Origin of the sequence: Streptomyces sp. NPDC045431 (assembly GCF_040646655.1) — a bacterium.
GTDB lineage: Bacteria > Actinomycetota > Actinomycetes > Streptomycetales > Streptomycetaceae > Streptomyces.
Map to the genome: position 1 here is coordinate 268,466 of NZ_JBEZAQ010000004.1, position 12,601 is coordinate 281,066.

Sequence of the window (12,601 nt, forward strand, 5' to 3'; positions counted from 1 at the left end):
TCAGGACCCCTGACCGCCGGGATCCAGCCGTATCAGTGCCAGCGCCTCGGCGACCTCGCCCGTCAGCTCGTCCGCGGGCCCGTAGACGACGTTCAGGTCGGCGTGCAGCGGTTCCAGGACAACAAGGGCGTCGGCGGCGCGGCCCTGGGCGAGCAGCAGCATGCCGATGTCGCGGCGCAGCTCGATGGCTTCCTCGCTGACGTCGCTGTCCACGGACCGGACGACGGCCAGCACCGATTCCAGCACTGACAGCGCCTCCGTCACCTGCCCGAGTTCGGCGCGGCAGCGGGCGGCCTGGGCCCGGCAGGCGCGGGCCCGCTCGCTGGTGGGTCCGGCGATGCGGCCGTACGCGTCGGCGAGCGCGGTGAACTCGGGCAGCGCGGCCCGGTAGTCCCCGCCGAGCAGCCGGATCGCCGCCCGCTGGGTACGCAGCTCAAGCACCTGCCGGTTGTCGGTGCCGAGGGCGCGGGCGGCCGGCTCGATGACCTCGCTCAGCACCTCGGCGGCCTGCGCGAACCGCTCCTCTTCGAGGAGGGCGTCGGAGTGCGCGTACGCCTCCTTGATGTCCGCGCGGAGTTCGTCCGGTACGGGGAGGGGCGCGGGCGCCGACTCTCCCGAAGGCGTCGGGATGACCGCCGGCTGAGGCCGGGAGCGGGGCGCGTACGGATCGCGGAACAGCCCTGTCGGGTCCGGGGCTCCGGCCGGACCGGTCTCACCCGGCACCGGCTCCTGACCGACCTTCGGAAGGAAGGGCCGCAGCCGCCCGTACACCTCCTGGACGTCGGCGGGCCGTGCCTCGGGGACCTTGCGGAGCAGGTGCAGGACGAGTTCCTCCAGCGCGGCAGGCACCTCGGGGCGCAGCCGTCTGAGCGGGGTGGGGTCCTTGGTGACGTGCTGATACATGAGCGCCAGCTCGCTGTCCGCCTGAAACAGGGCGCGCCCGGCGAGCAGTTCGTGGAGGACGCACCCGAGCGCGTACAGGTCCGTCCGCGGGGTGACGCGCCCGCCCCGCACCTGCTCGGGCGCCATGTACTGGGACGTCCCGATGGGGCTCCCGGTGGCGGTCAGCTTGGTCGCGTCGGTGCGCAGGATCGCCGCGATGCCGAAGTCCAGGACCTTCACGGTCCCGTCGTGGGCGACGAGGACGTTCCCCGGCTTGAGGTCCCGGTGGATCACGGGGATCTCGTGGGCGTGCGACAGGACGGTGGCCACCTGCGCCGCCACGGCCACGGCCCAGCTCACCGGCAGCGGCCGGGCCGGGTCCACATACGCGGACAGCGGCACGCCCTCCACCAGCTCCATGACAAGGAACAGGCGCTCATGGGTGTCGTCCAGGACCGCGTCATAGACCTGCGGCACGCCGGGGTGCTGGATGCGGGCCGTGATCCGGGCCTCGCGCCGGAACCGCTTGGCCAGCTCGTCGGCCATCTGCGGTGAGGTGACGGCCTGAGGCCGGATGAGCTTCACGGCGACGGGCCGGTCCAGGACGGCGTCATAGCCGCGCCAGACGTCGCCCATGCCGCCGTGGCTGAGCTCTTCCAGGAGTTCGTAACGCCCGGCGATCACCTGCTGCGGCACCGTGCCCCCGCCCCGTCGTGTTGCTGTCGCCGACGTGGTACCCCAGGTGGTGTCGGCCGGCCCGACATGTCAGGACCAGTGTGGTGGGGGTGTCGATCTTCCGTCCAGGGAGATGGGGAAGGTCCGTTACATCTGGCCGAAAAACGTCTGCGCATCGTGACGTCGCCTGTCGTCATCGGTCCTGTGCACCGATGAGGTGCACAGGACCCGGCAGGTACCGACGAGAACTACGCAGCGTCGTCCACGCCCTCCTCGCGGCGGATCATCCGCCACGCTGCGCGGCGGGCGCTGCGGTCGAGGCTGGACTTGAAGTTCCGGTCGGAGCCGAAGTACTGGCGACCGAGACCAGCGATGGAGTCGATGTGGTCGGCCATCTTGTCGGCGAAGACCTTGTCGAAGACCTTCCCGAAGTTGTCGACGTCGTCGTTGGCGACCGCCGCCTTCCTGACCTTGGGATCGGCCTTCGCCTCCTCGAAGGGACGGATGACGTCCTGTTCGGTGAAGTCCGTGCCGAACTTGGCGTTGAACTTCTCGATCAGCTCGGAGAGCAGCGACTTCTCGGCGTCCTTGGCGCCGCCCGTGCCGTCTCCGAAGCCCGGCATCGTCGCCGCCCCCTCGGGGGACAGCGAGACGTCGTGTTCGCCGGTCTTCTCCACTCGCAGATGGCTGAGGTCGACCTCGCCGATGTCCACTCCCCCGTCGGTCTTGCCGCGCAGCCGGGTGAGGAGGTACCGGCCGTAGAGGTACAGCCGCTCCAGGTCGGGGTCGTGGTAGGGCACGATCTGGGCGAGGAAGCCGTACTTGCGGACGTAGTCGTTGAGGTCGGCGCGGAAGTCCTCCGCGGTCTGGACCGCGTCGTCATCCTCGTCGTTGTCGCGCAGGGCCTCGTACCGGGCCACGGCCGGGGAGAGCCGGCGGTACAGCTCGGCGTGCAGCTTCTCCCATGCGGCCTGTGATCCGGCGGCCTTCTCCTTGGCGCCGAAGTACGCGGCGGCGAACTCGTCCATCTCCGCTTCCGAGACGATCGGCGCGGACATGACCCGGCTCTGGGCGGTGTAGAGGAGGTTCGGGTCGGAGGGGAGGGTGTTCGCCTCCTCGAAGTACGGCCGGAACGCGTCCTTGATGTCCTCGGCGTCGTTGACGAAGTCCAGGACGGCAAGGTCCGCCTGGGACTTGCGGTCGGCGGTCCGGTTGAGGCGGGAGAGGGTCTGCACGGCTGCGATGCCGGACAGCGTCTTGTTGACGTACATCGTCGTCAACAGAGGCTGGTCGAAGCCGGTCTGGTACTTCTCGGCAACCACCAGGATCCTGTACTCCGGCTGTCCCTTCGCGCCAGCCTGGACGGCCTTGTCGTCGGCGCGGGTGTAGGCGAACGCCTTGGGCAGCGCGCTCTCGGACAGGCCGCCGTTCTCCTTCGGCTCGGTGACCTCCTCGCCGTCGATGGTGAGCGAGCCGGAGAAGGCGACGAGGACGCCCAGGTCGGGATACCTGGTGTCGTAGTCCCGGTCCTTGATGTAGCTCTTGATCGCGCGGGCCATCTGCACGGCGGAGTGCCGGGAAGCGGTCACGACCATGGCCTTGGCCCGGCCGCCGAGCCGGCCGCGGGTGTGGGTGACGAAGTGCTCCACGATCACCTGGGCGTGCTGGGAGACCGTGGAGTCGTGGGTGAGCGCGAACCGGGCGAGGAGAGAGTTCGCCTTGGAGGGGTCCACCTCGATCTCGTCGCGGTTCTGGTTCACCAGCTTCCAGTACGTGTTGTACGTGACGTAGTTGCGCAGGGGGTCGAGGATGAAGCCTTCCTCGATGGCCTGGCGCATCGAGTACGTGTGGAAGGGGCGGTACACCTCCTTGCCGTCCACCGTGTGCGGGGTGCCGAAGAGTTCCAGGGTCTTGGCCTTGGGGGTGGCGGTGAAGGCGAAGTAGGAGAGGTTCGCGGCCCGGGAGCGCTCCAGGGCCTTCTTCTTGAGCTTGTCGGTGACGGTGACGCTGGTGGCGCCCGCGTCCTCGGAGTCGGAGTCGAGGCCGAGTTCGCGGAGGGCGGCGCGTACGGCGGTGGCCGCGTCGCCTGACTGGGAGGAGTGCGCCTCGTCCAGGATGATCGCGAAGGTCGTGCCGCTGAGCTCCGTCGGGTGGCGCTTCATGTAGTCGAGGAGCGCGGGGAAGGAGTGCAGGGTGACGGTGACGATCTTGCCGGTGTCCCGGGAGAGCGCGCGGGCGAGCTGTTCGCTCTTCGCGCCGTGCTTCTCGTCGATCTTCACGACCAGGCCGTCGGTCTGCGAGAACCCGCCGACCGTCTCGCGGAGCTGGGCGTCCAGGTTCCGGCGGTCGGTGATGACGATGACCTTGTCGAACACGGGTGCGCCGGGCTTGACGAAGCCGGCCGTCAGGGCCTCGGTGTCAAGGGCGCGGGGGTCGTTGTCCGCGTGCAGGTCGGAAAGGCGATGGGCGAGCCAGCCGATGGTGTTGGACTTGCCCGATCCGGCGGAGGCCATGACCAGGTAGTTGTGCCCGGCGCCGTGGGTGGCGGCATGGGCGGTCAGCTTCTTGACCACGTCCCACTGGTGGTAGCGGGGGAAGATCGTGGTGCGGGTGGTGCCGCCGCCGGGCGTCTTCGTCTTGTGCTGGTGGACGAACCGCTGGAGGAGATCCAGCCAGTTGTCCCGCTGCCAGACCTGCTCCCAGAGATAGGAGGTCGCGTACTGGCCGTACGCCGTGGGCGCGGGGTTACCGGCACCGCCGGGGCGGCCGGGGCCTTCGGAGCCGGTGTTGAAGGGCAGGAACCGGGTGTTCTTGCCCTTGAGGGTAGTCGTGACGAAGACCAGGTCCGGATCGACGGCGAAGTTGGCGATGACCCGGCGGGTGAAGATCAGCTCGGTGGGGTCGCGGTCGGTCCGGTACTGGTTCATGGCGTGCTCGACACCCTGGCCGGTGAGGGGGTTCTTCAGCTCGGCGGTGGCGATGGGGATGCCGTTGAGGAACAGGGCGAGGTCAAGGCGGTTGTGCCAGTCGCGCTGCTTGGTGGCGTAAGGGAGTTCACGGACGACGGTGAGACGGTTGGCGCGGTAGCCGTCGAGGACGGAGTCGTCCGGGACCAGGTTTGGCTTGAAGTAGGCGACGCGGAGCCGTACGCCTCGGTCCTTGACGCCGTTGCGGAGGACGTGGAGCAGCCCGTCGGTGGCGATCGCCTGGTCCAGGCGCCGGGCGAAGCCACGCTGGGCCTCGTTGGCGTCGCCGTAGACGGTGCGGAGCTCGTGCCACTCCTCGGCCTGGGTCCTGCCGAGGAACTCGAAGAGTTCCTGTGTGTCCAGGCCGAGGTCGGGCTGATAGCCGACGGGCCTCGCTTCGCGCCAGCCGCGCTCTGTCATGGCGGCGACTATGGCTTCGCCGAAGGCGGACTCGCGGTGGACGGGGCCGTTGCTCATGCGGTGATTCCCTCCGTGACGTTGCGTCCGCTGGCGGTGGAGACGTCGAACTGGCCGGTTACGGCGGCGGTGATGAGGGCTTGGCGGCGCTCAGTAAGAAGGGCGTTAGAACGCCGGATGGCGTTCTGCAACCTGGTACCGGGCTGAACTTCACGCTCAACGGTTCGGACGATTTCCGCCTGCTCGTCCCGCGGCGGCACTGGTGCACTGAGGGCTAGAAAGGACTCCGGGTACAAGCGAAGGCGAGATGTCCAGACGCCCTTCGAATACCGAGTCATCTCGCAGACATACTCAGGCGTTCGATACAAAAGGTCAAAGTACTCAGGAACCATGTCCTGCGACGTGAAGCGATAGACCCCGTACGCCGGACTCACAATGCCTTCGTGGTTGGACACCCCAAGCGCACCCATCCAAGCCCACAGCGTGTTGATGACCAGGTCGCCAGGGCGGCAGACCTTATAGCCGACCATGGACTCGGCCTTGAACATGAAGACATTCTTTTCGCTTCGAGGGGTCACACCCGTGAGGTGAGACACCGTGAGGAGCTCTTCTTCTCCATCTTCTGACAGATCCACGATCTCGCGCATGAAGTTCTTGTTACGCGTGACGGCCCAATGCTCCGGAACGGGGCCAAGCGGGTCGATCCCGCTGTCACGCAGCGAATAATCTCCTCCCAACCCACGCAGGCAAAACTGACTGATGAGAGATACTCGACGCTCATCAATACGCGCCGAGGCCTTCTCCTTCGCGAAAACGATCCTGTCGATGCGGGAGATTTCGACGTCGAGGAAGTCGGCGATGCGGCGCTGCTCGTCCCTGGACAGGACCGGGTACGCAAGTGCCCCAACATCCTCGGCCGTAACGGCCCTGTAGGTGGTGCCGGTGGAAACTGCGTCGAGCCTCGGGCGGGCTTGGTGCAACCACCACCACAGAAAACGGGGGTCACAGTCTTCAGGAGTGACGGCGCACAGACCACGCCCGATACCGTACGGCACGTCCGCGATATTGAGAGCCCCAACCGGCGCTCGAACGGAAAGCAGCACATCTCCGACGCTCGCCACTTTCGGGGCGGTGTCGCACTGGTGGCGAGCGGTAGGGTGGACTGCCCCAAACTCGGCATTTCCCTGAAGGAACGGCCGTCCTGCCACCAGGTCGGCTACCTCTGCAGAAGGAGGGGACTGACCAGCGTTGATCCTGGCGACGTACTTCAGCGAGATAGTCTTCACTCAGTCACCTCCCCCAGCAGCGCCTGAATCTCCGCCTCCAGAGCCTTCAGCTCCGCGTCAATCTCCGCCAGCGGCCTCGGCGGCTCGTACACATAAAAGTGCCGCGTGAACGGGATCTCGTAGCCGATCTTCGTCTTCGTGGGGTCGATCCACGCGTCCGGCACGTGCGGCAGGACCTCGCGCTTCAGGAACTCCTCGACGTCCTCGCCCAGCGGCACGTTCTCGTAGTCCCGCAGCTCCGCGTCCGGTTCCGGTTCGCCCTTGATGCGCTGCACCTCGCCCTCCGGGTCGCGGACGCCCACCGCGTCCCGCAGCGCCTTCGCGAAGGGCGCGCCCGTCGGCCACAGCAGGCCGGCCGCCACCACCGCGTCCTTCAGGGCAACCAGCGCCTCGGACTTGGTGGCCCACGACGAGCCCAGCAGCGTACGGACCGCGGCCACGAACGACTCCGCGTCCGGCAGCTTCTGGACCGGCTTCGCCGCCGCCAGGGCCGTCAGCGTCTCCTCCGTGACCTCGAAGCGGAGCTTCAGCGGGCGCTCGACCGTGATGCGCTGGTAGCCGAAGGCCTTGTTGTCGAAGACCTTGACCTTGGCGTGCTGCGGGTGCTCGGGGTCCGCCGCAACATGGATCGCCTCCGCATACAGGCGCGTGACGTCGGCGATGTGCTGCTTGCCCAGTTCCTTGCGCTTGTCACCCAGCGACTTGCGCATCTTCTGGAACTGGTCGCGCGCGTCCAGGAGGACGACCTTGCCCTTGTGGTCCGGGGATTTCTTGTTGGTCAGGATCCAGAAGTACGTGGAAATGCCGGTGTTGTAGAAGAGCTGGTCCGGGAGCGCGACGATGCCCTCGAGCCAGTCGTTCTCCAGGATCCATCGGCGGATCTCGGACTCGCCGGAGCCTGCCGCGCCGGTGAAGAGCGGGGAGCCGTTGAAGACGATGGCGATGCGGGAGCCGCCGCCGCCCTTCGCGTCGACCGGCTTCATCATCGAGATCATGTGCTGGAGGAAGAGGAGCGAGCCGTCGTTGATGCGCGGCAGGCCCGCGGCGAAGCGGCCGGCCTCGCCGAGGTGCTTGTGCTCGTACTCGACCTCTTCCTTGACTTTCTTCCACTCCACGCCGAAGGGCGGGTTGGCCAGCAGGAAGTCGAACTTCTCGCGGCCGTGGCCGGGGTCACTGAAGGAGTTGCCGAAGGCGATGTGCTCCGGGTCCTGGCCCTTGATCATCAGGTCGGACCGGCAGATGGCCCAGGACTCGGGGTTGAGCTCCTGCCCGTACACCTCCACCGTGGCGTCGGGGTTGTGCTTCCTGATGAACTCCTCGGCCGCCGACAGCATGCCGCCCGTGCCGCAGGCCGGGTCCATGACCGTGCGGACCACGCCCGGGACGGTGAGCGCGTCGCCGTCCGGCTCGATCAGCAGGTTCACCATGAGCTTGATGACCTCGCGGGGCGTGAAGTGCTCACCGGCGGTCTCGTTGGACTGCTCCGCGAAGCGGCGGATCAGCTCCTCGAAGATATAGCCCATGTTGTGGTTGGGCACGACGTCGGGGTGCAGGTCCAGGTCCGTGAACCTGCCGATGACCTTGTAGAGCAGGTCGGCGCCGTCCAGCCGCTTGATCTGCTGGGCGAACTCGTACTTGTCGAGGACCTCGCGGGCGTTGTCCGAGAAGGCGCCCACGTACTTCTGCAGAAGGACCGCGGCGTTCCTGGGGTCGCCCGCGATCTTCTTCAGGGTCAGGTCACTCTTGTTGTAGAAGGAGTGGCCCGAGGCGCGACGCAGGAAGTGGTCGGTGTCGAGGTCCTGGCCCTCGAAGCGGGCCACGGTCTCCACGACCTTGTCGCGGGTGGGCTCCAGGACGCATTCCAGGCGGCGCAGCACCGTGAACGGCAGGATGACCTTGCCGTAGTCGGACTGCTTGTAGTCACCGCGCAGGAGGTCGGCGACGGACCAGGCGTGGTTCGCCAGCTCCGTGTGCTTACTGCTGTTCAAGGGGTTCCCCGGTTTCCTTCCGAACCGTCCCGCCCAACCAGAGCGGGTGCGGACAAGTGTGGTCGATGGGAGTGCGTACGAGTCGGGTTCAGGCCGGATCGGCGTCCGCCGGGGCCTCGGACGGCAGGAGCGCGCCGCCCGTGAGGCCGTCCGTCAGCAGAGCCGCCGTCTCCTCAGCGAGCCGCGCCGCCCGGCGGGCCCTCGCCCGCAGTTCGTGGACATGGCGGAACGCCTCGCCGTAGCGGCGCTGTTCGGCTAGGGGCAGCAGCGGGACCCGTAGCCGGCCCGGAGCGACGTGCAGGACGGTGCTGCCGGTGGAGGCGCCCGCGATGTTCTCCGCCGAGCCGACGAAGCCGGCGAGGAACCAGGAGTCCAGGCGGGCCGGGTCGGGGCGCAGGAGGTGGATCTGGGGGCCGAGGAGCGCTCCCGCGTCGGCCTCGTCGGCCACGCGGGCCATCGGCCCGGTGCCGCCCGCGATCGCCCGTACGAGGACGTCGCCCGTGGCGATCACCGGGGCGGGAGCCAGGGAGCGTAGCTCCGCCGGGTCTCCGGTCGGGCCCGTCCCGCGCGCGATGTCGGCCCCGGTGAGCACCGGCGCCCCTGTCGCGGAGACGACGCCGTCCGGCTCCGGGCTCTTGGTGTCCGGCACGGTTCGGAGCAGGGTCAGCGCCCCGCCCCGGGTGAGGTCGGAGGCGGTGGCCGTACGCCATTCCCGGGGCGAGCCGCCGGGTTCGGACCAGCTGGCGAGGTCCGCCGCGTCGAGGAGACAGCGGGCAGCCTCGGACAGCTCGCGGCGGCCTGTCTCCGTACGGGTGAACAGCTCGGCGGGGTCGACGTCCGTGCGCGAGATACGGACCTGGCGGGCCGGGGTGAGGTCGACGAGGTCGTCGAGGAGGTCGACGACCGGCACCGCACGCGCGGTGCCGGGCTCGGCCCTGAACCGGTCCGGGTCGGCGGTGAAGGCGATCCAGTGGGTGAGGGCCCGCGCGGTCAGGCTGGCCCAGTCGACCGGAGCACGGGAGGAACCCGTACGCGGCGAGCCCGTCGCCTGTTCCCCCGCACTCGGCGAGGGCGTCCCGGCCGTGTCGACGAACAGCACCGACTTGCGCTCGAGGCCGCCCGGCTCGGGCCGCTGGAGTACCCACAGCTGCAAGCCCACATGCAGCGGAGGCGCGGCCCCTGCCGGGAGGGCGAGCACGGCCCGCACGGCGCCACCGCGCACGAGCTCCGCCCGGACGCGGCGCCCGGCGGGGCGGGAGGCGGTGGCCGGAGGCAGGAGCAGTACGGCCCAGCCGCCGGGAGCGAGGTGGGCGAGGCAGTGCTGCACCCAGGCGAGCTCGGATTCGGACCGCCCGGGTACGCCGTACGCCCAGCGCGGGTCGTAGGCGAGCTCGTCGTGGCCCCAGTCGCGATCTCCGTACGGCGGGTTGCACACCACCGCGTCCGCCGTCAGGCCGTCGAAGGCGTCCGCGCGCAGGCTGTCCCCGACGCGTACGGTGACCTCGGCCCGTGGGGCGGCGAGGGTCAGCCCGACGGCGGCGCGCTGGGCCTGTACGGGCACGGAGTCCTGGCCGAGGAGGGTAGTAGCGCCGCGCCCGGCGGCGGCCTCCAGCAGCGCGCCGCTGCCGCAGGCCGGATCTAGGACACGCTCGACCCCGCCAGGGAGCAAGGCCGCCACCAGTTGCGCCAAGGGTTCGGGGGTTCCGTGGACGCCGGTCGCGGCGCTGTCCTCCAGTTCCCTTTCCGCGAGCACCGCGAGCGCGGCCGGACCGCCTTCCTCGCGTACGCAGCGAAGGAGCGCGCGCAGCGTGGGGCCGTCGGAGGCCGAGAACACGGGACTCGCGGGCGTCGGACCGGGGAGCGAGGCCAGGAGCCCGGCCACCTCTTCAGCGGCGCGAGCGACGAGCTCGGCATCCGTGAGGTCGGCCAGCGCCGCCGTCTCGTCCGGGGACCGGCGGGCGAGGGTGAGGACGAAGCCGATGCGGCCGGTCGTCCTGTCCGGGTCGGGCGCCTGGAAGCGGACCGCCGTGCGCAGCTCTTCCCGGGGGTCGGCGGCCTGCGAGTGCCCGCGCGTGCCGAGCCATTCCCGTACCGCTGCGAGATCGTAGAGCGGACTCGTCTCGGTGCCACCGGACGGGGTGGGGAAGTCGGCGTGCCGTCGGCGCCAGTTGCTGACCGTGGCCCGGGTGACACCGGCGATGCGCGAAATCTCCGCGGCTGTCACATGGGCTGTTGTCTCGGGCATGGCAGGCCGATACCTCTCCTCAGGATGAACAGCTCACACACTACCGCAGACGCCCAATCGGAACTTTATGTTTGACAGCGCTTTCACGCGAAAGTCTACTAAGTGTCGTCAGCGCCAACTTTCACCTCACCCGCGGGAGTCGCCGTGCCGCTCGACCTGGCCCGTACCCACAGCCCTGTCACCCCCCTCAAGACCCGGCGCAGCACTCTCTACCTGCTCCGGAACACGGGCACGTCTCACGCCGACCTGCGCGCCGCGCTCAATGCCAGGTATGAGCGTGACCACTCCTTCGTCATCGAGGACGTGATCACCGGGGGCACCCCCGCACTCCTCTGCCACGGCGTGATCGGTCGCCACCGGCCGCCCGACTGGACCTCGGCCGTACACACGCTCACCGGGCGCAAGCCGCTCGTGGAGAACCGCACATCGGCGTGCGCCCTCCTCGTCCCTGTCGCCGACGACGTCTTCGCCCTCACCTTCGGCATGGGGCACCTCCTGCTGGATCAGAGCAGGATCTCCCCCGGCTTCGGCTTCGACTTCGTCCTGCGCGCCGCGCAGCCCGACGCGATCCGCCAGGTCACGCACAGCCTGATGGACGCCAGAGGTCGCACGGACCGGAGCTCGGCCGCCCAGGGGCAGCACATCCGCGCGTTCCCCATCGAGGAGTACGGCGAAGTGGTCAGCCGACTGGTCGGCACCCTGAGCTCGACGGAGCTCACGATAGGGAAGCGCAGCCGGCGAACGGCCCAGGTGGCCGGTACGGACTCCCTGAAGATCCATCTCGGTGCGCAGCCCGAGAGTCTGGTTCACGACCTCACGCAGATCCGGGCGATCCTCGCCCGCCGGTCTCCCGCACCCGAATTCGAGGCCATCGCTCGCGTTCGGCCGCTCAAGAACGCAGACCCGCGGCGCAGTGTCCTGGAGGCCCGTCTCAATGATCTGCTGGGCGCGTCGGCGGACACCGGATCACTCGCTCTGACCGTCCCCGCGGCCTGCCTCGACCAGGAGGACGCCGCGCTCTCCTACCAGGTGAAGGTCGGGCCCGCTCGCCGCCTCATGGCCTCTCCGACGCTCGACGACATCCTGAATCTGCTCGACGGCATCCCGCCCGGCAGGCGCCTGGAAGCCCTGTCCGTGGGCTACATACAGATGCACCGGGACGAGGAGGGCACCGACCCGGTGAGCGCCCAGGTGAAGGCCCACAAGTGGATCACAGCCGAGCTCCCTCTCGACGCCAGCCGCTACTTCCACCACGAGGGACGCTGGTTCGAGATCGGGGACCAGTACCTGGAGGGCATCCGGAGCGAGGTCGACACCCTGCTCACCACACCGGCCGGCTGCCCGCTGCCGGCCTGGACAGCCGACCTCGCGACGGAGGAGGAGTACAACCGGGAGGCAGCGAAGCAGGGTTACGTCTGCCTGGACCGTCGGCTGATCAAGACCGCCCAGCATCCGCACGGTTTCGAAGCCGCGGACCTGCTCGCCGAGGACGGAACCCTGATCCACGTCAAGAGGGCAGCCTCCTCCGCGCCGCTCAGCCACCTCTTCGCCCAGGGCAGGGTCTCCGCCGACGCCCTGCGCTACGACGCGGAGGCGCGCGCCGAGTTCGTCCGGCGCGTCCGGGAACGACGCCCAGGGCACCCCGTCGGCGAGGACTTCACCCCGAGGAAGGTCGTCTACGCCATCTCGCTCAAGGGCGGCAAGGCCCTGACCACGAAGAACCTGTTCACCTTCGCCCAGGTGTCTCTGCTGCAGGCGGCCCGGGCGCTGCGCGCGCAGGGCATCGACGTGGCGGTAGTCGGCATTCCGGCCCCGAGCGCCGACTACTGAGCCGCGTCGGTGCCCCTGTGCTGCCGCATCGGGCACACTCCCTACGCAGTCCAGGGGCACCAGCAGCACCGCTGTTCATCCTTGCATCCGCCCCGGCATGGGACGGCGACACGCTGGTTATCACTCCCGCCAAGCAACTGGGTGACAGCGTCGTCCCAGATGACCGTTTCACCCTGCGCCGGCGGACCAGTCCACCGTGCACAGACCGTGCTCGTCCATCAACCGCATCAGGTTGCGCCTGCGCTTGTGGGTGGCTCGTAGGTCGGTGATGTATACGAGGAAATCGTCCGGCGCGCTGAGGTGACGGTGGCA

6 protein-coding genes are annotated in these 12,601 nt (G+C 68.9%); 1 reads left to right on the top strand and 5 read right to left on the bottom strand.

The window, feature by feature from the left end:
- From AB0A69_RS12355 to AB0A69_RS12375, 5 genes are all read right to left on the bottom strand, one after another.
- Complete coding sequence (locus tag AB0A69_RS12355; RefSeq protein ID WP_361419083.1) at positions 1 to 1,578, bottom strand: protein kinase; 1,578 nt, start codon at positions 1,576 to 1,578, stop codon at positions 1 to 3.
- A 227-nt stretch (positions 1,579 to 1,805) separates the two neighbouring features.
- A complete protein-coding gene (locus AB0A69_RS12360) occupies positions 1,806 to 5,000 on the bottom strand; it encodes a type I restriction endonuclease (RefSeq protein WP_361419086.1) in 3,195 nt (1,064 codons plus the stop codon).
- Complete coding sequence (locus tag AB0A69_RS12365) at positions 4,997 to 6,226, bottom strand: restriction endonuclease subunit S (RefSeq protein ID WP_361419089.1); 1,230 nt, start codon at positions 6,224 to 6,226, stop codon at positions 4,997 to 4,999. Before AB0A69_RS12365 ends, AB0A69_RS12360 begins: the two co-directional genes overlap by 4 nt.
- Entirely contained in the window at positions 6,223 to 8,214 is a 1,992-nt protein-coding gene (locus AB0A69_RS12370) for an N-6 DNA methylase (protein WP_361419092.1), read from the bottom strand. Before AB0A69_RS12370 ends, AB0A69_RS12365 begins: the two co-directional genes overlap by 4 nt.
- Positions 8,215 to 8,302: 88 nt before the next feature.
- Entirely contained in the window at positions 8,303 to 10,459 is a 2,157-nt protein-coding gene (locus tag AB0A69_RS12375) for an N-6 DNA methylase (RefSeq protein WP_361419095.1), read from the bottom strand.
- A gap of 144 nt (positions 10,460 to 10,603) precedes the next feature.
- On the opposite strand from AB0A69_RS12375, the gene AB0A69_RS12380 reads away from it, so the two are divergent.
- Complete coding sequence (locus AB0A69_RS12380; RefSeq protein ID WP_361419098.1) at positions 10,604 to 12,289, top strand: DUF6119 family protein; 1,686 nt, start codon at positions 10,604 to 10,606, stop codon at positions 12,287 to 12,289.
- Positions 12,290 to 12,601 lie beyond the last annotated feature (312 nt).